Genomic DNA, 23,447 nt, shown 5'->3' with positions numbered 1-23,447 from the left:
ATCTCTTAATCAATTTTCTTTTTCCTCCTTTTAATCTCTTCCTGAATTTCCAAGGCAGTGTCATAGTCTTCTTCTTTTACAGCCTCATCCAATAATTTCTGAAGCTCTTCCATGGAGACTGATCTCAAACTGTCTTCTGTATTCAGCGTTTCTGAGAATGTCTCTTCCTCTTTAGCTACATCTTCCAGTTCCAGAAGAATTCCTGCTTCGTTCAGCACCTGTTGGGTAGTAAAAATCGGAGCATCAAATCTTACGGCCATCGCTACCGCATCAGATGTTCTTGCATCCAGAATCAGTTCTTCTTCGTTGGTTTTATTTTTAAAATTAATATTTGAAAAGAAAACGCCGTCTACAATCTGATAGATCACAACGGAAACCAGTTGATAGTTGGCAGAAACTATAAATTTTGTAAATAAATCGTGTGTAAGGGGACGTGGCGGATGTATGTCTTTCTCCAGACCAAGAGAAATGGATTGTGCCTCGAAATTTCCTATAACAACAGGTAATTTTATATGTGTTTCTTCATGTTCCAATAACAATGCGTACGCTCCTGATTGGGTCTGGCTGTACGATATTCCGCGAATAATTAGCTGTTTATAATCCATAAGTACAAATATAGATTAATTTTTGAAAGTTTTTTTTACTTTTTAGACAAAAATAAAAGCCCGGAAGCCGAGCTTTTATAGGTTATATGATTGGTGAATTGTGAATTTTATTTGATAAGCCAATTTTGCTTTGCAAGTGAATTTTTTAATTTAAATAATAATTAAAATTGACAAGCGTAGCGAATTGACCATTCACAATTGACTTCTCTTATCCTTTTAATGCTTTAATTTTCTCTGTTAATGCAGGAACAATCTGGAAAGCATCTCCAACTACACCATAGTCAGCAGATTTGAAGAACGGAGCTTCTGCATCACTGTTTATAACAACAATAGTTTTTGAAGAGTTTACTCCGGCAAGGTGCTGGATTGCTCCAGAAATACCTACCGCAATATATAAATTAGGTGAAATAGCTTTACCGGTCTGCCCTACGTGTTCTGTATGTGGTCTCCAACCTATATCTGAAACCGGTTTGGAACATGCTGTAGCCGCACCTAAAACATTTGCCAGGTCTTCGATCATTCCCCAGTTTTCAGGGCCTTTCATTCCTCTACCCGCAGAAACTACGATTTCAGCTTCTTTTAAGTCTAATTTTCCTGAACTCTGCTCATGAGAGATTACTTTTGTATCCTCATTGGCAACCGATAGGTTTTTCACTTCTTCAGATCCTGAAACCGGGTTTTCTTTAACTCCGAAAGCATTTTGAGAAACAGTGATGATAACACCTGCAGATTCAGCTTTTGCATGCATAAAGCCTTTTCCTGAAAAAGCTCTTCTTTTCACCTGAAACGGAGAAAGACTTTCCGGAGCAGCTAATACATTGGTGATTAAAGAATGTCCGTTCATTACTGCCAACATCGGCGCAATAGAAGAAGCATCTGTTGTGTGAGGAAAAACGATAATATTTCCGTTCACCACTTCACTCACTGCCTGAGCGTATGCTTTAGCCGAGAAATTTTTCAGACCTTCGTCTTTGATATTAATTACGTTTGATGCTCCATATTTATATAAGACATCTGAGGCATCTGTTGGATTTACAGAGATCGCCGTTACGGTATCTCCCGCCTGATCTGCAACAGCTTTAGCATAAGAAACTGCTTCAAAAGCTGCTTTTTTGTAAACTCCGTTTATATTTTCTGCGTATACGAATACTGCCATTTTTTTGAATTTTAAAAATTAAAGGTTTAGATTTAGGCTAAGATTTAGAAATTAATTATCAAATTCAGCCATATCCTTAAATATTAGATAACTTTTGCTTCTTCGTGAAGTAATCTTACCAATTCATCAAGATTATCTGGAGAAACCATTTTTACGGCAGCTCTTGGTGGCACACTGTCATAAGAAACGCCCTGAACTTTTACTTCAGAAGAAGTAGGTTCTACAACCTGTAAAGATTTTGTTCTTGCAGACATAATTCCTCTCATATTCGGAATAATAAGATCTTTTTCATCAACCAAACCTTTCTGACCGGCGATCACAGCAGGCAGCTTTACAGAAATCGTTTCTTTACCTCCTTCAATTTCTCTTACCGCAGTAGCTTCGCTTCCGTTTACATCTAAACCTACGGACGCATTTACAAACGGCTGATTCAGCAGCTGAGCCAGCATTCCGGGAACAGACCCTCCATTATAATCGATAGATTCTTTACCACAAAGGATTAAATCATATCCTCCATTTTGTGCTACAGCAGCAATTTCTTTGGCCGTTGAGAAGCTGTCTTTAGGCTCAAGATTTACTCTTATTGCGTCATTAGCACCGATAGCCAATGCCTTTCTGACAACAGGCTCTGTGGTAGCATCACCTACATTGATTACCGTTACAGTAGCTCCCTGAGATTCCTGTAATTTAATTGCTTTTGTTAAGGCAAATTCGTCTAAAGGATTAATTACCCACTGAATTCCATTCTTGTCAAATGCAGATTTATCTGCTGTAAAGTTAATTTTGGAAGTAGTATCCGGAACACTACTGATACAAACTAATATTTTCATACGTTGTTTAATTTTTATTTGTCATATGTCACCATTAAGGTTTCCATGTGTACTTTTTATTCTTTTGCATAAAACCAGTTGGTTTTTATACTGTAATTTTTATTAAATTAATTTTTGCTAATATAATTAAAAAATATATTATGCATGCATAATACTTACTAATTTATTATTCAGAGCATTAGATGTATTTAACTAGCTGGTTTTGTTGCCCTGAATTCAATCTTGCTAGGCAAAACTCTAGGATTCATTCTCAAAATATCCAAAACAAGATTTCCCATATCTTCCGGCTGAATTTTCCATGCATCTTTTTCTGATGGTATATTCCCATTGAAATTCGTTGCCACTGAACCCGGCATAATAACCGTAGACTTAATGTTATATTTTCTTAAGTCAATCATTGCAGCTTGTGTAAATCCTACTACACCAAACTTAGAAGCATTATATCCAGCTCCATTTTCGAAGAAATTTGCTCCTGCCAAGCTTGAAATTGTGATATAATACCCTTCAGTTTTCTTTAATTCTTCCACAGAAGCTTTTAAAGTATAGAAAACACCTGTCAGGTTTGTTTCAATCATGTCATTCCATTCCTCTGCTGACAATTGATCTACAGGCTTAAAAACGCCTAATCCTGCATTGGCAATTACAAAATCAATTCTGCCGAATTTTTCTACCGCATATTTGATAGCTTCTTCTTCACTTTCAAGGCTTCTTACATCCGAAATAATGCCTAAAACATTTTTAGAATATTTCTTTAGCTCATTCTCAGCTTTCTCAACATCATCTCTTTTTCTTCCCGAAAATGCAACTGATATACCATTTCCCAATAAAACTTTTGCGATCCCGAAACCGATGCCTTTTGTTCCACCTGTGATATAAGCCACTTTATCTTTTATCATAATTTTGGATTTAGTTTTTAAAAATAAGAAAAACGATTTAAAATAGAACCTTTTATTAGCCAACATCTATCAGTTTAAACGTGAATATATTTAATATATAAAAAAAGCGCTTCTTTCTGAAGCGCTCTAAATATTATTTATGTCCCGTCCTAAAATAAGTTGACATAAAATAGACTTATAATGGAAAACGGAGAAAAAACAAAAGAAAAGCGTACACAACGCGATTACACAATGTCTTTTAAATTAGGACTTGTAAGCCGGATAGAAAAAGGCGAATTCACTTACAAACAGGCACAACAACATTATGGTATCCAGGGGAGAAGTACCGTTTTGGTCTGGCTCAGGAAATATGGTAACTTAGACTGGAGCAAACCTATTATTCATACGATGTCACAATCCAGAGAAACACCTGCCGAAAAGATCAAAAGATTAGAAAAGGAACTGGCTGATGAGAAACTTAAAACCAAGGTTCTCAATATGATGATTGATATCTCCGATAAACAATACGGCACGCAGATCCGAAAAAAGTTTTCTCCCAAACAATCAGACAACTCCAGGAAGAAGGATTGATTTTATCCAAGATCTGCAGATTGTTTGGGATAAGCAGACAAGCCATTTACCAGGAGCGCCAGAGAACTTGCGTTCGGGAAAAAGAATACCAAAAAGTAAAGCAATTTGTTGAACAAATCCGTCTGGAGCAACCCAGAATAGGAACAAGAAAGCTTTATCATCTACTTAAGGACAAATTTATGCTGGAAAAGATAAAAATAGGCAGAGATGCACTATTCGATTATCTCAGAAGAGAAAATCTACTTATCTATCCTAAGAAAAGATATACAAGAACTACTTTCTCCAAGCATTGGCTCAGGAAATATCCCAATCTCCTGAAAACAACCCTTATCAAAAGGAAAGAGCAGGTGTTTGTAAGCGATATTACCTATGTGAAAACCAAGACCAACGTATGTTATTTATCTTTGGTTACCGATGCTTACAGCAGAAAAATAATGGGATACGAACTGAGTGAGAATATGAATGCAGAAAATGTAGTTAAGGCATTGAAAATGGCTGTAAGAAACAGAACTACACGTTCTGCTCTCATCCATCACTCAGACAGAGGATTGCAATATTGCTCTGAAATTTATCAAAAAATGCTTGGAGAAAACAATATACAACCTTCAATGACAGATGGATATGATTGTTATCAAAACGCTTTGGCAGAAAGAATAAATGGAATATTGAAACAGGAGTTTTTGATTTACAAATGCAAAAATATTCAGGATCTAAAACAAATGGTGAAGGAAAGTATTTATATTTACAATAACAAAAGACCACATCTCAGCCTGAAGATGAAAACCCCGGAAATGATGCATAAAAAATCCGGAAAATCAAAATCTTCCGGATTGGTATTTAATTGAATAACTTGTCAACTTATTTTAGGACTAGTCATTAAAAATTTGTTTAAAAATCTGATAAGATTACATTAAAGCAAAATTATTCTTTAATAATCTTTTGGATATAAACTTTACCGTCACTGGCTTTTACTCTTAAGACATAATTTCCTTTCTGATAAGAAGACATATTTACTTCATTTACATTTTTGCTGTTGTTGATAGAAGTAATAGCTCTTCCACTAAGATCATAAATTTCAATAGACTCGGATTTCAAATTATTAGAGAATTTAAATTTAAGAACATCCTTTACCGGATTAGGATAAATCTGAAGATCTCTGGAATTAATTACTTCTGTAGTTCCTAAAGTAGCATTCTGGCCTGTAATTGTCATCACCCATCTTGCTGAAGCAAAACTAGCTAAAGCTCCTGTTCCGGTAGCAGTTGGCGTAAGAATACTACAAGTTTCAGAAACTATGTAAGAAGGTCCTGTTTGCGCACCGGCATTAGTTCCCATATAAAACTGCTGTGGAGGTGTCGTATTAGTACCATCATGGAAAATTTCTACAACGAAAGTACCCCCAGCTGGTACATTGGCATTTAAAGTTGCTCCAGTATTAACAACTGTTCCCGCACTAGCGGCAGTAAGGTTTACAGGCACTGTAGCTAATTCGGTAGGTGTTCCAGTTGGAAAAGTTCCGCCTGTCCAATTATATACTGTAACATCAACTGGAAAAGCATTATTGGCAGTCTGAACACCAAATGCAATGTTAGTAATTTTATAAGCATAGCTAATTCCATAATCTGATAATTTAAAAACTCTCAAATAAGAATTATCAGCAGTATATCCCGCTGTAGAATTACCGCAAGCAACAGATCCAGACGTAGCAATCACTGTTGGTGTTGAACTTTGCGTAATAACTTGTGAGAAAGCTGTTGCTGCAAAAAATAAGACAGCTAAAGAAGTAAAAATTTTTTTCATAGTAACTTAATTTAATCTTTCTGCTAATATAAAAAAAATTCTTGTTTCAAGATCATATTATGTTTAATATTATTGATATTCAAGTTTATTTTGAAAAATTCTCAAAAAACATTGGAATACTTTCAATTCCTTTATAAAAATTGAATAACCCATAATGTTCGTTTGGAGAATGGATCGCATCAGAATCTAATCCGAATCCCATTAAAACAGATTTAGCGCCTAAAACCTGCTCAAACATTGATGTAATAGGAATACTTCCGCCTCCTCTGTAAGGTAAAACTTCTTTTCCGAAAGCAGATTCCATTGCTTTTTTCGCAGCCAGAAATTCTTTTGTATCTGTTGGTAAAACATACGGCATTCCTCCATGATGTGAAGTAACTTTAACTTTCACATTTTCAGGAGCGATTTTTTCAAAATATCTGGTAAATTTTTCTGTAATCTCTTCCGGAGTCTGATAAGGAACAAGACGCATCGAAATTTTAGCAAAAGCTTTGGATGGGATTACTGTTTTTGCTCCTTCTCCCGTATAACCTCCCCAAATTCCGTTGCAATCTAATGTCGGACGGATAGAGGTTCTTTCCAATGTCGTATAACCCTTCTCACCTTCCACTCCACTTAATCCTATGGATTTTTTAAATTCTTCAGGATTGTCTTTAAGCTTATTCATATCCGCTCTGTCGGAATCGGAAACCGTTTCTACATTATCGTAGAATCCGTCTATAGTAATGTGACCGTCTTCATCAATTAACTTGGCAATCATTCTGGAAAGCACATGAATAGGATTCGGAACGGCACCGCCATATAATCCTGAATGTAAATCTCTGTTGGGGCCTTCCACTTCTACTTCTACATAACTTAAACCTCTTAAACCTGTTGTAACCGTCGGTTGCTCGTTGCTGTAAATATGAGTGTCTGAAATTAAAATACAGTCACAAGAAAGTTTTTCTTTATTTTCATTTACAAAATCTCCGAGGCTTACTGATCCTACTTCTTCTTCTCCTTCTAGAATAAACTTAACATTACAAGGAAGAGCATTGGTTTTCATCATGGCTTCAAACGCTTTGAGATGCATGAAAAACTGGCCTTTGTCATCAGCAGAACCTCTGGCAAATATGGCACCTTCTGGGTGGAGTTCTGTTTTTTCGATATAAGGCTCGAAAGGTGGTTTTGTCCACAATTCCAAAGGGTCGGCAGGCTGAACATCATAATGTCCATACACCAAAACTGTAGGCAGGTTTTTATCTAAAATTTTTTCTCCATAAACGATAGGATATCCTTTTGTCTCGCAAATTTCTACGTTGTCTGCGCCTGCATTTTTCAGGTGTTCTGCTACAACATCTGCGCATTTCAGAACCTCTTCTTTATAAGCAGGGTCAGCAGAAATGGAAGGAATTCTCAGTAACTCAAATAATTCATCCACGAAACGTTGTTTGTTTTCGTTGATGTAATTTAATGTCTCTTGCATTGTAAAATTTTATTTTGTTAAAAGTAAAAAAATTGACCCGCAGGAACAAACAAAAACATATAATTTTCTTCAGGTTGTGTGATATATGAGAGAGAAATCTGAGTCGGATACGATAAATTGATACAATGACTGCCACCCTAGCCCTGATTGAAGCATTTGTCTGAGCTCATTTTATTTTTCTGGCTGCGGCGGCTTTGCCGCCGCAGCCAGAAAAATAAAATAGCGAGTGCGGAAAGCAGGATAAAGCTTCAAAAAAAATATCCCGCATTTCTGCAGGACATTTTTTTATTTTAACTTATACATTAGTGCTCAGCCTTAGGAGTCTGAGACCCTTCCGGCATTGGAGCTTCAGAATGAGCTTTATCTTCTTCTGTATGTTTTGCAACACCAGCAGTATCTGTTTTAGCAGAAGTCTCATGACCATTGTGTTCAGAAAGCGTACCATGCTCACTACTTTGCTCATCATCAGAATATCTCTCGGCACCTTCTTCAAGCTTAATAACGTCTTTATTTCCGCCGGCCTGGATTTTTTTACAGCTTACCGCAACAGTAGCAAGAGCCAAACATATAACTAATTTTTTCATATGGAAAATTTATTTTTTTTAAAAGGTAATACGAATTGCAATTGGTTTTATAAAGCAATTTGTACTCAGATTTTTAATTTGCCCAAAATTAAGAAATCCTACATTTTACAGCAACATTTTTATACTGATTTTAAAATTATTTTTCCTTTTTTGGACTGTGTAAAAATAAGATAATTTTCACCACCGTCTTTCAGGCTGTATTTCTTTTTGATTTCTTCAGGTTTTAAAGGGTAGTTTTTTGAAATAATGTTAAACCTGCTTTTTTTCTGAATCTGCTTAGCATCAATACATTCCATTTTAAAAATTCTTCCCGGAAAATCTTTGATTATTTTGTCTGAAGTATAAAGATGTGAATTGGGATGGAGTTTTCTCACCCCGAATCTCTTAGCTATTAAGTTAAATATTCCGGCCTTTAATATCGAATTATTAGGAATGTAGATATATTTCTCCGGTTCTCCATATTCTGCGGTTGCTTTTTCTTCTTCTCCGATGTTGAAAACACAAGCTGGTTCTCCGCTTTCAAGATTTACAGCATTACAGATTATTTCCTTCTTATTTTCGTTAGATAAAAAGATAACGACTTCTTTTACATCATTTTTCACAGCAATAATATCAATCCTGAAAATACCCGACAAAGCAGTTACAAGGTATTTTAAATCAATAAGCGGCGAAAGTTTTATCACGACTTCCTTAGAAAAGGAACATAATTTCCCATGAATTTCAAGAATATCAGGCGATAAATCTTCCAAAAGAAAAACCTTATTTTTATGAGAATCCCTTCTCGCCGGATCAAGATAGATTACATCAAAATTCTCTTTATTTTCGAGCAGAAAATCTTCCAGTCTCTGATTAATAAATCGGGCTTTTTTTCCTAAAACAGACCAATTATGCTCGACAATCTTTAGAAGATCTGAGTTTTGCTCTACCAAGGTAGTTTCGTCGAAATTTTCTGATAAATAGTACGCATCAATTCCAAATCCTGAGGTGAGATCAATAAATTTTTTACCCTTTAGAGTTTCGGATTTATAAAGCGCTGTTTTTTCTGAAGAGGATTGTTCTAAATTGAGCTGTGGCGGAAAAACAATTCCATCCTTCAATAAAAAAGGAAACTTTTTCTGCGCCACCTGCTTTCCTTTGATCTGCTGAACGATCTCCTGCATGGAAACCTCAGGGAAAGGAGATTTTTTCAATAATAAGCTATGCAAATCAGTATTTAGATTGGCATTAATGTAATGTTGTACGTTTGGATCTAATATTTTATTAACCACAGATTTCTCAGATTTACACAGATATATATTTAATAATCTAAATTTCCATTTATTTTTCTGAATATACTTTTATCAATATAATCCGTATAAAAATTCACTAAAATACCCAGTTTTAAATTGGTTAATTTTAAATAAGTAAGCAATTGCTGATGATGAACATTCTTAATTTCCGCTACTGCCTTCACCTCAATTATAACTTTATTTTCAACAATAATATCAGCAATAAAACTTGAATCAATAAAAGTATCTTTATATTTTACTTTCATAGGAACTTGGGATTTTACGCTTAATCCATTGTTTTGAAGTTCGTGAGCTAAAACCTTTTCATAAACCTTTTCCAACAGGCCTGGTCCTAATTCATTATATACAGAAAATATACATTTTCTAATATAAAAACTTATTTCATTTTCTTTCATTATCAATGTGTTTATAATATAACATCTGTGCAAATCTGAGAAATCTGTGGTTAAATATTCCAAACAGAATTTAAGATCAATCAGAATAATTTTATCTTTTGTAAAAAATATAATCCGTTAAAACCGGTTCGATCCCGCACTGTTTCAGTAAAGAATTAATTTGTCCGCGATGATACGTAGAGTGATTGATAATCTGAAAAAGGATATCAAAAATTTCATTTTCAAACTTTGTTCCTCTGGAATTTCGATATTCAATTCTTTTATTCAGATCAAATTTTTCAACAATTTCAATACTTTTATTAAAATTCTGCTGATTAATTTCCTGAAGGGCTTCAAATGGATTTATCTGCCAGACATCAAAAGATGCTTCACCCAAAATCCTGGAATTCCAGATTTGTTGGGCATTTAGTGTATGATTGATTAAGCTGACCGTTTTTTCGTCAGTTTTGGAAATATTTTCAGAAATAGTCTCAATCATTTCTTTATTAAAATGATACGTATATTCCAGAAAATCAATCAGTTTTTCTTTCATGACTCGAACATCTCGGCCCAACGAACCTTTTTAATTTCTTTTTCGCTGTACAAATCTTTAATAGATTTTTTAACTTCTAATTTTGGATATAAATTAACACCAATAAGCTTTATTTTACCTTCTTCTACCCATTTCTGCTCTTCCACAGCATGTTGGTAAATCTGTTTTTGAATGATCTTTTGCTTCATGAGAGCGAGATAACCTCCATCTTCTTCGATTTCAACAAAATATAACCAGGCTTTTTCAGCGATTTGATGAGTAAGGTCTTCTACAAGATAACTTCCGTTGGATGCGTCTTCAAAAACGTTTATGATACTTTCATAAGCCAAAACGATCTGTTGTTTAAAGGATATTTCTTCCGAAATTTCTGCTGTTTTCCCAACCAGATAATTATTACTGAAAACTGCGTCAGCACCTCCGATCATTGCGGAAGCCAGCTCTAATGTCGAACGGATCAGATTATTTTCATGATCTGATACCGCTTTATTTCTAAGTGATGTTTCCGCAAAGATGTATGGAATTTCGTCTAATTCATATTCTTTGGACAATTGATTAAAAACCAGTTTAAAAGCTCTTAATTTTGCCATTTCAAAGAAATAATTTCCACCAATGGCAATTCTGAAAATTAATTTATTTAAAATTCCTTCACCGTATACTTCAACCAGCTCTTTGGTTTTAGCTAAAGCAATTCCCAATTGCTGATAAATGGCTGCACCTGCGTTCTGATGAAGGGAAATATCGACACAGATATTTCTCTTGAATTGTTTTGCCAGTAATTCTTTAACCAATTGGTCATTGATTACAGTTTCTTTTTCTTCAAAAACATCAATCAATGAAAAATACTGATCTTCTTCTTTTGGACTTATGTGTCCTGCAAGATCAATATTATCAACGAAAATGGTTTTTTCCAAAAGATTTTCAACATTTTCATCCAGAAGAAATGCAAAAACATCTTCTTCAAGACTTTCATGATATCTTGCTACAAGATGCGTATTTTCTTCAACTTTTGGGAGATTCACCAACGGATACTGAACTTTGTCATAGAAAGGTTTCACTACAATTCCTTCCAGATTTTCTTTAGTGAGAACAGGATAAATATCTTCAGTTTTGAGTTGTTTTTTAACTAAATTTTCCCAAGCAGTGTTTGACATAGATTTGTTTTAAAGTGTGAAGAATGCATTGGTAATTCACTTTCAAAGCAAATTCACAATAAACATTAACTTTTAAGAATTATTTTTTCGCAACTTTTGTGCTGTCTACGACCAGAATAAAGATTTCTTCATTCGGCTTCTTCATAAAATAATTTTCTCTTGCGTATTTTTCCTTTTCAGATTTATTATTCATCAGTTTCTTATAAAACGCATCATTTTTTTCATATTCCGTTTTATAATACTGAAGCTGTTCTTCATATTTATTAATTTCACCATTCAGTTCATTAATTACCAAAAATGAAGTTTTATCAAAAAAAATCATCCAGACCAGAAACAGACATATCGTAATGGTATATTTATTCAAAATATATTTCTGAATAAATTTAAACGTCTCAGATTTTGGCTGAATGTCTTTGATCAGTTTGTTTTCTTTCATTTTAATGTTTTCTCAAAGAGTTTTTAATGACAGTTGTTAAAAAATCAATCGCTACGGAATTTTGCCTCATGTTCGGAATAATGAGATCTGCTTCATTTTTAGAAGGTTCTATAAATTCCTGATGCATTGGCTTCAAAGTCGTCTGATAACGGTGCAGAACTTCATTTAAATCCCTTCCTCTTTCCTGTGTATCTCTTTTTATCCTTCTTATAAGTCTTTCGTCCGAATCTGCATGTACAAAAACTTTAAGGTCGAATTCCTTTAAAAGTTCCTTATTGGTGAGAACCAGAATTCCTTCTACCACCAATACGTTCTTGGGTTCTACAGTAACATGATCTCCGGTTCGGGAGTGGGTTACAAAACTGTAAATAGGCTGCTCGATAGGTTCATTATTCTTTAAAGCTTTTACGTGTTTTATCAATAAATCAAAATCGATGGATTTCGGATGGTCATAATTCAAAGCTTCTCTTTCTGTCAACGTAAGATTATGATTATCATGATAATAATTATCCTGAGAAAGGATGTTCATACCTTCAATATCAAGTTGTTGGATAATTTTGTCCACAACTGTAGTTTTGCCGGATCCTGTACCTCCTGCAATTCCTATTACAAGCATTCTTATTTGTTTCTTTATAGTTTTTACAAATATACTATTTTATTTAAAAGATAGAATAAGGATAAAGGAAGATGGAAGTTTTAAAGATAAAAAAGAATTATTCATTTTTTTAATCTAAGAACTTTTTAAACTTTACCTATACAAAAAAATCCTGCAATATTGCAGGACTGTTTTATACTATTTCGCTTGTTAATTCTCTTGAAAGCAGTTTTTCGTGCATTGGTTTTAAAACATCCAAAGAGCCTGTTTTCACGGTACATTTGCCTTTAAAGTGGACTAAAATCGTACATTGCTCTGCCTGCTCCAGTGTATGTTTACAGATTTCAATAAGACAATCGATCACATAATCGAAAGTGTGAACATCATCGTTATGCAAAACCAATTTATAAACTTCATCTGTATCATCGAGAACGAGAACTTCTTCTTCATATTTACGTTTCGGATCGTCGTAATCTTTTATACTGTTATAAAAAATCATTATAATTTATTTAAAATTGAACTATACTTCGCCTATTTTCTCTGCCAGATCATTTATATTATTAGGCGGTTCATATACAAGCTCCACAAGCTCTACACTTTTATTATTCATTTTTAATATTTTAAAATGATAACTATCAAGGTCAAACTCCTGGTTTTCTCCAGGAATATCTTCAAGCGCATGAAGAATAAACCCAGCCAGCGTATTGTATTCGCTTTCTTCAGAAAGAGGAAGTTTTTTAGGAATAAACTCATTAATCTCGTCTAATGGCTGAGTCGCCTGAACCCAAAAGGTATTTTCTGCGATTTTATCAACGATTTTCTCCTCATCATCTTCTTCATCCTGAATTTCACCTACCAATTCTTCAAGAATATCTTCAAGGGTGATAATTCCTTCCGTACCCCCGAATTCGTCTATGACAATGGCAAGATGCTGTTTTTTCTGCTGAAAAATTTTCAGTAAATCCGAAATTTTCTTACTTCCTACCACGAAAAAAGCATCACGCATAAGCTCTTTAAGATCTTCATGGCTTAGCTCTCCTTTTCTTTTAACAAATTCTCTGATGATTTCTTTTGTATAAAGAATACCAATAACATTATCAATAGAATCTACATAAACAGGAATTCTGGAATATCCGCTATCCATAATTTTATTGATAATTTCATTAATATCTTCCTCAAAATCTATTGAAGTAATATTTTGTCGCGGAACCATAATCTGCTTGGCAGAGTGATCCGTAAAATCGAATGCATTCTTGATGATTTCGTAATTTTCTTCCTCAATTTCTCCACTGTCAGCACTTTGCTTAACTAAAAGCTGAAGCTCTTCCGTAGAATGGATTTCGTGTTCGGAAGCGGGATGAATTTTTACCAGTCTCAAAAATGTATTTGACATTAAATTCATTAACCAAATAAAAGGTTTGAAAACGGTATAAAATACCCTTAACGGAATAGCAGTTGCCATCGTAGTAGCTTCTGACTTTCTAATTGCGATCGATTTCGGAATAAGTTCTCCGAAAACAATATGCATAATAGTAATTAAAACAAAACTAGTGATTACGGAAATAGAGGTAATTGTAGTCTGAGTAAGATCAATATTAAGCGAGCTGAAAATGTTTTCAACAATATGATGCAATGCACTTTCTCCTACCCAACCTAGGGCAAGAGAAGCTAAAGTAATTCCTAGCTGTGTTGCCGATAGGTATTCATCAAGATGTTTGATGATATGCTCTGCCTGCTTGGCCATAGAGTTTCCTTCTGCGGCTTTTAACTGGATTTGTGAATAACGAACTTTAACGATTGAAAATTCTGCGGCTACGAAAAAGCCATTAAGTAAAACAAGTAATAAGGCCAGCAAAAGCCTGACTATGTCCGAGTCCATTTAGAAGTTGTATATATAATTTATTGGTACAAATATATACAAAATAAAAATAACAAAAAAAGCATCGCGATGTACGATGCTTTAATATTGTATAAAAATTTTCTTAAGAATTCTTCAAGGCTTCTGCTCCCGAAACGATCTCCAGGATCTCGTTGGTAATAGCAGCCTGTCTTGCTTTATTATAGAAAATTTTCAGATCATTTCTTAACGCTTCTGCATTATCCGTTGCTTTATGCATTGCGGTCATTCTAGCGCCATGTTCTGATGCTACAGAATCCAAAACAGCTTTGAAAACCTGCGTTTTGATCGATTTAGGAATCAGATTGTCGAGGATTTCTTTTCTATCTGGTTCAAAAATATAGTCTGTTTCTGTCTGAGGTTCAGAAGTTTCTGGCATAGAAATCGGAAGAAGTTGTTCTGTTGTAACTTCCTGCGTTGCTGCATTAACGAATTTATTGTAGATAAGATAAACTTCGTCAAACTTACCTTCGATAAAACTTGCCATGACAGCTTCTGTAACATGAGCAACAGTATCGAAATTCAGATTGTCATAAACAGAACTTGCATTAGAATATACAGTACGGTTTCTTCTTACAGCATCAAAAGCTTTTTTCCCTATAGTAAGAACTTCAATCTCATATTGAGAATTGTTCTGAAACTGAACGTTAAGCTCTTTAACAATAGATGAATTGAAAGCACCTGCCAAACCTCTGTTTGAAGTAACAGCGATGAAAAGCACTCTTTTCACTCCTCTTTTCTGAGCATAAGCAGAAATCTGATCAGGATCTGAGCTGGAATTTACATTCTGGATAAGCTCCTGTAGTTTTTCAGAATAAGGTCTTAGCATTACGATAGCGTCCTGTGCTTTTTTCAGTTTCGCAGCGGAAACCATTTTCATAGCACGTGTAATCTGCATCGTAGATGAAATTGACGTAATTCTGCCTCGTATTTCTTTTAAGTTTGCCATAATTGGGGTTAGCTGTTGGTTGTCGGCTGTTGGTTGCTAGTTTAGAAAATTCTGTCTACTAACAACCAAAAACCCTCAACTAATTTTTAGTTATATTTAGAAGCTAAATCGTTAGCTGCCTGCTTAAGAACACCAGTGATTGAATCATCGATTTTTCCAGCTTTGATAGCAGCCATTGTATCAGGATGCTTAGATCTAAGGAATGCGATGTACTCGATTTGGAATTCTTTTACTTTTCTGATAGGAACATTTCTCAATAAATTCTCTGTTCCTGCGTAGATCATAGCAACCTGGCTGTCTACAGGAAGTGGAGAGTTTACAGGTTGTTTAAGGATTTCCACGTTTCTTTCTCCTTTAGAGATTACCGCTAATGTAGCAGCATCAAGGTCAGAACCGAACTTAGCAAACGCCTCTAATTCTTTATATTGTGCCTGGTCTAATTTTAGCGTACCAGATACTTTTTTCATTGATTTAATCTGAGCATTACCTCCAACTCTTGATACAGAGATACCTACGTTAATCGCAGGACGAACCCCTGAGTTGAATAGATCTGATTCAAGGAAAATCTGTCCGTCTGTAATAGAGATTACGTTGGTTGGGATATACGCAGAAACGTCACCAGCCTGAGTTTCAATGATCGGAAGAGCTGTTAATGAACCTCCACCTTTCACGATTGGTCTTAAAGACTCAGGTAAATCGTTCATCTGACTTGCAATTTGGTCATCAGCGATAACTTTTGCCGCTCTTTCCAATAGTCTTGAGTGAAGATAGAAAACGTCTCCAGGATAAGCTTCACGACCCGGTGGTCTTCTCAAAAGTAGAGAAAGCTCACGGTAAGCAACCGCTTGTTTAGATAAATCATCATAAACGATCAATGCTGGTCTACCTGTATCTCTGAAGAACTCACCGATTGCAGCTCCTGCCATCGCAGAATATACCTGCATTGGAACCGGATCTGATGCGTTAGCCGCAACGATTACCGTATAAGCTAAAGCTCCTTTATCTGATAATGTCTTAACGATTTGAGCTACAGTAGACGCTTTTTGTCCGATAGCAACATATATACAATATACAGGATTACCTGCATCAAAAAATTCTTTTTGGTTGATGATCGTATCGATCGCAACAGTAGTTTTACCTGTCTGTCTGTCACCAATGATAAGCTCTCTCTGTCCTCTTCCTACAGGGATCATAGAGTCGATTGCGACGATACCTGACTGTAAAGGTTCAGTTACCGGCTGTCTGTAAATAACTCCTGGAGCTTTTCTTTCCAATGGCATTTCGTATAATTCCCCAGAAATAGGTCCTTTACCATCGATAGGATTACCTAGAGTATCTACTACTCTTCCCAACATACCTTCTCCTACTTTGATAGAAGAGATTCTGTTTGTTCTTCTTACGGTATCTCCTTCTTTTACTAATTTACTTTCACCAAGTAGCGCAACCCCAACGTTGTCTTCTTCAAGGTTTAGTACAATACCTTCTACATCACTAGAAAATTTCACCAACTCTCCGTATTGTACGTTTTCTAACCCGTATACACGAGCAATACCATCACCGATGGTTAAAACTGTACCTACTTCCTCAACGTTTGATTGAGTATCGAAGTTGGCCAATTGCTGTTTTAAGATCGCAGATACTTCTGCCGGATTTATTTCTGCCATTGTATGGTTGTTTTTTTCTTAATTTAAATGAAAATCTTTTTTAATACTGTTAAGTTTAGACTTAACAGATGCATCTACCTGCTGATCGCCTACTCTTAAAATATATCCTCCTAAAATTTCAGGTTTTATATTAACTATCAAATCAAAATTTGAACTGTTTACCAAATCCGTAGATTTCAGGATATGCTCAATATTTTCTTTGGAAAGCTGAGTTGCAGTAGTAAGTGTAACTCTCTGCACCCCATTGATATCTTCAACTTTATTGATGAATTCCTGAGCAATATTCTTCAGTTGTTTTTCTCTTCCGTGTCTGATAACCAGTGTGATCAGATTCTGTGAAGAAGTCGACAAACCTTTAAAAATCTCATTTGCTACCTCTATTTTCTTTTTAGAATCGATGTAAGGCGTAAGGAAGAACTTTTTTAAATCCTGAGATTCATTCATGATCTTCACTACATCTTTCATTTCAGAAAATACAGTAGCCGTCTGACCTGATTCGTTTGTGAAATCAAGTAAGCCTTGTGCGTATCTTTTAGCTACTTTAGATGTAAGCATTCTTAGTTAAGGTTTGATTTGTTTAAATAATTTTGAACCAATTCATTCTGAGCCTCGCTATTATCAAGTTTTTGCTTAAGAATAGATTCTGCAATGTTTACAGATAAAGCACCGATCTGAGTTTTAATATCTGCCATTGCAGCATTTTTCTCTGCGTTGATCGTTTGCTTTGCAGCTTCGATTAGCTTATCTCCTTCAGCTTTAGCCACATCTTTAGCCTCACCTACGATTCTATCTTTAATTTCTCTGGCTTCTTTAAGGATAGCATCTCTTTCGATTTTCGCTTCACGAATGATTCTTTCGTTATCCTCTTTCAAAGTTGCCATTTCTTTTCTTGCCAAAGTAGCTTGGTTAAGAGCATCAACGATAGATGTTTCTCTTTCATTTACGGCATTAACAATTGGTTTCCAGGCAAATTTTGCCAGAAGAAATAACAGGATAACAAAAGTAAGAGTCATCCAAAACAAAAGTCCAATTCCAGGTTCTATAATTCCCATATCTGTAGATTCTTTTTACGTGTTATTTTATGGATTGTTTTTAAAATTCTTAGCAGCAGCCAACCGCTTTACTGCTAAGAATTGTTTTTTGAGGATAGATTACTTGATGAAAGCACCAAAGATGATCGCGATAAGACCAGCACCTTCGATAAGACCAGCAGCAATAAGCATTGCTCCTTGAATCTTTCCAGCTTGCTCAGGTTGTCTTGCAATAGCATCCATTGCGTGACCTCCGATTTTACCAATACCAAGACCTACGCCTAATACTGCTAAACCGATACCTACGTAAATTAATCCTGCTCCAGTTGATAAATCCATAATAAATAAATTATATTAGTTAAAAATTATTTTAAATATTTTCTTTTAATTAATGAGCGTGTTCTTCATGACCGTGCTCATGCTCGTGTTCTGCTACTGCGATACCGATAAATAAAGCGGATAATACAGTAAAGATATATGCTTGCAGTGCCGCTACCAATAATTCCAGTACGGAAACAAATAATGCTAAAGGCACAGACGCAAATCCTAAGAAAGGAGATTTGAAAATGAAGATCAATGAAATAATCGCCAAGATCATAATGTGTCCCGCTGTAACGTTAGCGAAAAGTCGCATCATTAAGGCAAAAGGCTTTGTAAAAATCCCGATAATCTCAATTGGAACCATAATTGGGTACAATAAAATCGGAACCGGCGGCATAAAGATATGTTTCCAGTAATCTTTATTAGCACTGAATAAAGTAATTAATAAAGTAATGATTGCCAAAACAGCAGTGATTGCAATATTACCTGTAAGGTTTGCTCCAAAAGGAAAGAAAGGAATTAATCCGAATAAGTTGTTAAACCAGATAAAGAAAAATGCTGTTAATAAATAAGGCATATATCTTTTATATTTAACTGATCCGATATTTGGAATAGCAACTTCGTCTCTTATAAATACAATTACCGGTTCCAACAATTTACCAGCGCCTCTTGGTAATTGTGATTTCTTATAATTTCTCGCCATTCCGATAAAGATTACCATCATGAAAATTACTGACAAAAACATTGATGCAGCATTTTTGGTAATTGAAAGATCAAAAAACACTTCGTTTGATTTTTGCTTTCCGCTGATGATTGAAAATAGTGTTGCCTTTTCAATACCTTTAGTTGAAACTACCTGTCCGTCTTCTAAAGTATAGCCATCATGCTCGTGACCATGAGCAATACTCTTAGAAAGAAAAGCATGCCACCCTTCATTATCTTTGATAATTACAGGAAGCGGAACAGAAACATGATGCTCTTCACCATTATCATCTTTTGTAGTCCATAGGTGCCATTCATTTGAATCACCGATGTGTTCCATGATCATCTTAGTAGCATTAAAACCTTCTTTCTGCTCTATCTTTTCTGCCGGCTCTTCGCCTTCAGAAGTATGCTGAGCAATGGCTAAACTGCTCACAAACACAAGTAAAAATGCGAAAAACAATGAAGAAATCTTTCTATTCATATCTCTTTTTTAATCGTGTGCAAATATATCGATTTTATTAAACTTTACCAATACTAAAAATTGATTTTTATCATCAAAAAAATCAGGATTTATTAATGAGTTTTATTACAGGTATATATACAAGGAGTGATGCAACTAAAAAACATATCACTATAAATAGAAAATTTTCTTTTGTTTTATCAATTATTATTAAAGAAATTATAAGCCAGATAATATCTTTTGAGATATTAAGTGACAAGAATTTCATTGCCGCATTTGCTCTACCGTACATATATTTCTTAAATAATGTAAATACAAAGATATTCAACAAAAGAATCAGCAATATGACGATCAGACAATCCATAAAATTCATCTGGCAAAAATAGAATTATAATTTTGAAGTATCACAAATCTCTATTCTTAATATATAATATATACTAAAAATTTCCTTATTTTTGCAAACCTATAATTTACAATAAATATGTTTAACAGTTTACAGGATAAATTAGATAAAGCGCTTCATAATATTTCAGGACGTGGAAAAATCACGGAAATCAATGTAGCGGAAACCGTAAAAGAAATTCGCAGAGCATTGGTGGATGCCGATGTTAATTATAAAGTTGCAAAAGATCTTACCAAAAGAGTTCAGGATAAAGCTTTAGGGCAAGACGTTCTTACATCGCTTACTCCTGGACAGCTCATGACGAAAATCGTTCATGATGAATTGGTAGATCTAATGGGAGGTTCCCAAGAAGGAATCAACCTTTCGGGAAAACCTTCTGTAATTCTTATTGCAGGTCTTCAGGGTTCGGGTAAGACGACATTTTCCGGAAAATTAGCGAATTACTTAAAAACCAAAAAAAATAAAAAGCCTCTTTTAGTAGCGTGTGACGTTTATCGTCCGGCTGCGATTGATCAGCTAAAAGTTTTGGGTGGACAAATCGGAGTTCCGGTTTTTACGGAAGAAGGTTCTATGGATCCGTCAAGCATTTCTCAGAATGCCATTAATTTTGCTAAATCTAATGGTCACGATATCGTAATTGTGGATACAGCAGGTCGTCTGGCGATTGACGAGCAGATGATGAAGGAAATTAAAACAGTTCACTCTGTTATCACACCTAATGAAACCTTGTTCGTCGTTGATTCAATGACCGGTCAGGATGCGGTGAATACGGCGAAGGCATTCAACGATACTTTGAATTTTGATGGAGTTGTTTTAACCAAATTAGACGGTGATACGCGTGGTGGAGCTGCTTTAACGATCCGTTCTGTGGTAGAAAAACCAATCAAATTTATTTCTACCGGTGAAAAAATGGAAGCTTTAGACCTTTTCTACCCGGAAAGGATGGCAGACAGAATCTTAGGAATGGGAGACGTTGTTTCCTTGGTAGAAAGAGCTCAGGAACAGTTTGATGAAGAAGAAGCAAAAAAACTTCATAAGAAAATTGCTAAGAACGAATTTGGTTTTGATGATTTCTTAAAGCAGATCAACCAGATCAAAAAAATGGGGAATATGAAGGATTTGATGGGAATGATTCCGGGAGTTGGAAAGGCGATCAAAGATGTGGAAATCAGCGATGATGCATTTAAACATATCGAAGCGATCATTTATTCAATGACTCCTGAAGAAAGAAGAAGACCTTCCATTATTAATACTCAGAGAAAAAACAGAATTGCCAAAGGTGCAGGAAGAAAAATTGAAGATGTAAATCAACTGATGAAGCAGTTTGACCAAATGGGTAAAATGATGAAGATGATGCAAGGGCCTCAGGGTAAACAAATGATGCAGATGATGAGCAAAATGCCGAATATGCCTGGAATGGGCGGAATGTTTGGAAAATAAGAGCATACTATAAAAAGAAAAAGAGGCCGTCCTACATGAGTGTAAGACGGCCTTTTTTATTATCCTATATATTTAAAGATTAAAATTTAACCTTTAATAATTTAGTTTTTAGACAGATTCTGTTCTATTACTTAAACTTATATCCTACTCCTATCTGGAAAAAATTCATTTTCATTTTTTCACCGTCAACAGGATTTTTAATCATATTAGACAATCCGAAGCTGTAACGTGCATCCACAAAAAATCCTTTGTAAAGGTTATAATCGGCTCCTAAGAACAATCCGAACTCAGCAGATTTTAAACTATCATCAAATGATTTTTCAAGAAAATTCTCAGCTTCATTCAATAATTGCGGATCTGCAGTACCACCGGACACATCAATATTTACTTTAGTACCTGTTTTAATGCTGACAAAAGGACCTGCATATACAGCAAGATCAGGAATTGCATAATATCTTGCAGATACAGGAATTACAATTCTGTTCATATTGAAATTCTCTTTCACGGTAATCCCTGATACTGATACTTCAGTTCTGCCTCCAAGATTGGCGTACTGAACTTCACCTTGTACAGCAAATTTATTATTGAATTTATGCTCTACCAAGCCGCCTACGTAGAAGCCAGCCTTTGATTTCAGTCCAGCATTTACTCCGTCTAAAACGTCAAGATCTTCATTTGTTGTTAATATAGATAAAGCAAATCCGCCTTTTACGCCAAAAGTTGTCTGTGCATTAGCTGCTGTGAATAATGCTAAAGCAGATGCAAATAAAATTTTTCTCATTATATTTAATTTTAGCAGGTTCATTACTGAACCAGGTTTTGTTATTGTTTTGATTGCTGATTATTTATCAGATTTTTGAGCTTTAGCTTTAATGAAATAAGAGAAACCAACGTTTACCCCAAAAGTATTTCTTGTTGTTTTATAATCAATTCCGGAATAAGTCTCTTTATTGGAGAACTGATCGAAGCTAAGACCTAAATTAATTCCTAAAGATTGAGTAGCCATAAAGGTAACCCCTGCCTTTGCTTTCCATGCAAGACCATCCGTTGTTGTATCTCCTGACCAAAGCAAAGGATCAGCAATAGAATTTGAAATATTGAATTTTGTTTTGGTAGATGCGTATCCGATACCTGCTCCTACAAAAGGGAAAAATTTGCTATCTGTATTAAAATAATAAGTAGCGGTCGGCATAACAGAAAACGTGGATAAAGTTACTTTGCTCCCGTCGCTTTTTGTGGTGTTTGTATTAAAGCCTAAATCAATACCTACAGCCAATCCGTCGATAACGAAATATCCGACAGAAGGACTAATTGAAAATGAATTAACCTTAGTTTCGTCATATTTTGTTCCGTTTACTTTGGTATTCGTATTAATATTGTTGAAACCCATTCCTGTGTTTCCACTGATTATCCAATCTCCTTTAGTCATTTGAGCATTTGATAATCCGAAAAGTGCAACAGCACCGGCTAGTAATAGTTTTTTCATAGTTATTTATTTTAAATTAATGAATAAGCACAAAAGCCCTAAGCAATAACTTAGGACTTTTTAGCTTATGTATTTGTTTATTATTTTGCAAAAACATATTTAACACCGAAAGTAACTGAAGATAAATTCAATCCGAAGTTAAAATTATCAGTGCTTTTGTCAAGATCTTTATACTTGAAGTTATTGTATCCGAATTCTCCGATCGTAGCTTCGATAGACCAGTTTTTATTTAAGAAATAATCTAAACCTGGTTTTACGTTTACTCCGATTGAAGTAAATTTAGATTCTGTATTGAACTGAGATGCAGTACCGCTGTATTCAGCCTTATCTTTACCGAATGCCATTGGAACTTCTAATTGTCCGAAGATATAGAACTTCTCTCCTACAGTCCAGTATTTTCTTACGAAAGGTGCCACTACAAATGCATCAGTTGAAAGTTTAGTTTCAACATTTGTTAATGCACTTGTTGTAGTTGTAGAGCTGTTCGCATAACCTACACCTAAACCAACAGCAACATTATTTCCTACAAAATAACCTACAGTAGGTACAATTGTAAAATCTTCTACTTTAGAGTCAGTGTTGTTATCCTGAGTTGAAGAATAACCTACCTGTCCTGATACATATGTAGTTCCTTTAGCGATCTGAGCATTAGATAAACCGAAAAGTGCGATAGCACCTGCTAATAATACTTTTTTCATTTTTTAAAAATTTAATACTTTCTGGCAGCAAATTTACAGTGGTACCTCTTAATATTAAAATTTGTTAATGTGATTAATGTCAGGCATAA

26 protein-coding genes are annotated in these 23,447 nt (G+C 34.9%); 2 read left to right on the top strand and 24 right to left on the bottom strand.

From position 1 onward, the window contains the following. Nucleotides 1–5: 5 nt before the first annotated feature. The 4 genes from BLR30_RS14215 to BLR30_RS14200 form a co-directional block, all read right to left on the bottom strand. Nucleotides 6–605: a bifunctional nuclease family protein gene (locus tag BLR30_RS14215; protein ID WP_089860289.1), complete on the bottom strand. Its 600-nt coding sequence runs from the start codon at nucleotides 603–605 to the stop codon at nucleotides 6–8. Between the two features lie 208 nt (nucleotides 606–813). Next, entirely contained in the window at nucleotides 814–1,761 is a 948-nt protein-coding gene (locus BLR30_RS14210; RefSeq protein ID WP_089860286.1) for an electron transfer flavoprotein subunit alpha/FixB family protein, read from the bottom strand. 83 nt (nucleotides 1,762–1,844) lie between these two features. Beyond that, nucleotides 1,845–2,591, bottom strand: coding sequence for an electron transfer flavoprotein subunit beta/FixA family protein (locus BLR30_RS14205; RefSeq protein ID WP_089860283.1), 747 nt, complete (start codon nucleotides 2,589–2,591; stop codon nucleotides 1,845–1,847). Nucleotides 2,592–2,779: 188 nt separating this feature from the next. Next, nucleotides 2,780–3,487: an SDR family oxidoreductase gene (locus BLR30_RS14200; RefSeq protein WP_089860536.1), complete on the bottom strand. Its 708-nt coding sequence runs from the start codon at nucleotides 3,485–3,487 to the stop codon at nucleotides 2,780–2,782. A gap of 180 nt (nucleotides 3,488–3,667) precedes the next feature. On the opposite strand from BLR30_RS14200, the gene BLR30_RS14195 reads away from it, so the two are divergent. Then, nucleotides 3,668–4,902, top strand: a protein-coding gene (locus BLR30_RS14195) for an IS3 family transposase (RefSeq protein WP_228400777.1) whose coding sequence is annotated in 2 segments (ribosomal slippage) — nucleotides 3,668–4,016 and nucleotides 4,016–4,902 — 1,236 coding nt in all. Because the reading frame shifts where the segments join, the coding sequence is not laid out codon by codon here. Between the two features lie 76 nt (nucleotides 4,903–4,978). Here the strand turns inward: BLR30_RS14195 and BLR30_RS14190 are convergent. From BLR30_RS14190 to atpB, 17 genes are all read right to left on the bottom strand, one after another. Next, nucleotides 4,979–5,857, bottom strand: a complete 879-nt coding sequence (locus BLR30_RS14190) for a T9SS type A sorting domain-containing protein (RefSeq protein WP_089860280.1) — start codon at nucleotides 5,855–5,857, stop codon at nucleotides 4,979–4,981. 85 nt (nucleotides 5,858–5,942) lie between these two features. Beyond that, a complete protein-coding gene (locus BLR30_RS14185) occupies nucleotides 5,943–7,322 on the bottom strand; it encodes a dipeptidase (protein WP_089860277.1) in 1,380 nt (459 codons plus the stop codon). A 302-nt stretch (nucleotides 7,323–7,624) separates the two neighbouring features. Then, on the bottom strand, nucleotides 7,625–7,906 hold the full coding sequence (locus BLR30_RS14180) for a hypothetical protein (RefSeq protein ID WP_089860274.1): 282 nt from the start codon (nucleotides 7,904–7,906) through the stop codon (nucleotides 7,625–7,627). Between the two features lie 119 nt (nucleotides 7,907–8,025). Then, nucleotides 8,026–9,174, bottom strand: coding sequence for a class I SAM-dependent methyltransferase (locus BLR30_RS14175; RefSeq protein WP_089860271.1), 1,149 nt, complete (start codon nucleotides 9,172–9,174; stop codon nucleotides 8,026–8,028). A 29-nt stretch (nucleotides 9,175–9,203) separates the two neighbouring features. Then, entirely contained in the window at nucleotides 9,204–9,590 is a 387-nt protein-coding gene (locus BLR30_RS14170; protein ID WP_089860268.1) for a GxxExxY protein, read from the bottom strand. Between the two features lie 91 nt (nucleotides 9,591–9,681). Beyond that, the gene (locus BLR30_RS14165; protein ID WP_089860265.1) at nucleotides 9,682–10,122 is read right to left on the bottom strand and encodes a DinB family protein; all 441 of its coding nucleotides are present in this window, start codon (nucleotides 10,120–10,122) and stop codon (nucleotides 9,682–9,684) included. Continuing rightward, nucleotides 10,119–11,273: a methylmalonyl-CoA mutase family protein gene (locus BLR30_RS14160; RefSeq protein WP_089860262.1), complete on the bottom strand. Its 1,155-nt coding sequence runs from the start codon at nucleotides 11,271–11,273 to the stop codon at nucleotides 10,119–10,121. The genes BLR30_RS14165 and BLR30_RS14160 overlap by 4 nt, the downstream gene beginning before the upstream one ends. Nucleotides 11,274–11,352: 79 nt before the next feature. Next, nucleotides 11,353–11,709, bottom strand: coding sequence for an FtsB family cell division protein (locus tag BLR30_RS14155; protein ID WP_089860260.1), 357 nt, complete (start codon nucleotides 11,707–11,709; stop codon nucleotides 11,353–11,355). 1 nt (nucleotide 11,710) lies between these two features. Next, complete coding sequence (gene udk, locus BLR30_RS14150) at nucleotides 11,711–12,325, bottom strand: uridine kinase (protein WP_089860257.1); 615 nt, start codon at nucleotides 12,323–12,325, stop codon at nucleotides 11,711–11,713. A gap of 172 nt (nucleotides 12,326–12,497) precedes the next feature. Beyond that, nucleotides 12,498–12,803 carry an ATP-dependent Clp protease adaptor ClpS gene (locus BLR30_RS14145; RefSeq protein ID WP_089860254.1) on the bottom strand — a complete coding sequence of 102 codons (306 nt, stop codon included), beginning with the start codon at nucleotides 12,801–12,803 and terminating at the stop codon, nucleotides 12,498–12,500. Nucleotides 12,804–12,824: 21 nt separating this feature from the next. Next, entirely contained in the window at nucleotides 12,825–14,183 is a 1,359-nt protein-coding gene (locus BLR30_RS14140; protein ID WP_089860251.1) for a hemolysin family protein, read from the bottom strand. A gap of 103 nt (nucleotides 14,184–14,286) precedes the next feature. Beyond that, a complete protein-coding gene (gene atpG / locus BLR30_RS14135; RefSeq protein WP_089860249.1) occupies nucleotides 14,287–15,150 on the bottom strand; it encodes an ATP synthase F1 subunit gamma in 864 nt (287 codons plus the stop codon). Nucleotides 15,151–15,236: 86 nt separating this feature from the next. Then, nucleotides 15,237–16,814 carry a F0F1 ATP synthase subunit alpha gene (atpA, locus tag BLR30_RS14130; RefSeq protein WP_089860246.1) on the bottom strand — a complete coding sequence of 526 codons (1,578 nt, stop codon included), beginning with the start codon at nucleotides 16,812–16,814 and terminating at the stop codon, nucleotides 15,237–15,239. An 18-nt stretch (nucleotides 16,815–16,832) separates the two neighbouring features. Beyond that, nucleotides 16,833–17,369, bottom strand: coding sequence for an ATP synthase F1 subunit delta (atpH, locus tag BLR30_RS14125; RefSeq protein ID WP_089860243.1), 537 nt, complete (start codon nucleotides 17,367–17,369; stop codon nucleotides 16,833–16,835). Nucleotides 17,370–17,371: 2 nt separating this feature from the next. Beyond that, on the bottom strand, nucleotides 17,372–17,866 hold the full coding sequence (locus BLR30_RS14120; protein ID WP_089860240.1) for a F0F1 ATP synthase subunit B: 495 nt from the start codon (nucleotides 17,864–17,866) through the stop codon (nucleotides 17,372–17,374). Nucleotides 17,867–17,965: 99 nt separating this feature from the next. Next, nucleotides 17,966–18,184, bottom strand: coding sequence for an ATP synthase F0 subunit C (locus tag BLR30_RS14115; RefSeq protein WP_007844726.1), 219 nt, complete (start codon nucleotides 18,182–18,184; stop codon nucleotides 17,966–17,968). 49 nt (nucleotides 18,185–18,233) lie between these two features. Next, entirely contained in the window at nucleotides 18,234–19,352 is a 1,119-nt protein-coding gene (gene atpB, locus BLR30_RS14110) for a F0F1 ATP synthase subunit A (RefSeq protein ID WP_089860237.1), read from the bottom strand. A 460-nt stretch (nucleotides 19,353–19,812) separates the two neighbouring features. On the opposite strand from atpB, the gene ffh reads away from it, so the two are divergent. Then, nucleotides 19,813–21,174, top strand: coding sequence for a signal recognition particle protein (gene ffh, locus BLR30_RS14100; RefSeq protein ID WP_089860231.1), 1,362 nt, complete (start codon nucleotides 19,813–19,815; stop codon nucleotides 21,172–21,174). 127 nt (nucleotides 21,175–21,301) lie between these two features. On the opposite strand, the gene BLR30_RS14095 is transcribed toward ffh, so the two are convergent. From BLR30_RS14095 to BLR30_RS14085, 3 genes are all read right to left on the bottom strand, one after another. Further along, complete coding sequence (locus BLR30_RS14095) at nucleotides 21,302–21,955, bottom strand: porin family protein (protein WP_175443672.1); 654 nt, start codon at nucleotides 21,953–21,955, stop codon at nucleotides 21,302–21,304. 60 nt (nucleotides 21,956–22,015) lie between these two features. After that, nucleotides 22,016–22,660 carry an OmpW family outer membrane protein gene (locus BLR30_RS14090; protein ID WP_089860226.1) on the bottom strand — a complete coding sequence of 215 codons (645 nt, stop codon included), beginning with the start codon at nucleotides 22,658–22,660 and terminating at the stop codon, nucleotides 22,016–22,018. A gap of 80 nt (nucleotides 22,661–22,740) precedes the next feature. Next, complete coding sequence (locus BLR30_RS14085) at nucleotides 22,741–23,358, bottom strand: outer membrane beta-barrel protein (protein WP_089860223.1); 618 nt, start codon at nucleotides 23,356–23,358, stop codon at nucleotides 22,741–22,743. Between the last annotated feature and the right edge of the window lie 89 nt (nucleotides 23,359–23,447).

It is taken from the genome of Chryseobacterium taeanense (genome assembly GCF_900099685.1).
Lineage (GTDB): Bacteria > Bacteroidota > Bacteroidia > Flavobacteriales > Weeksellaceae > Chryseobacterium > Chryseobacterium taeanense.
Note: the sequence above shows the minus strand (reverse complement) of the source record. Positions and strands in the feature narration are given on the sequence as shown.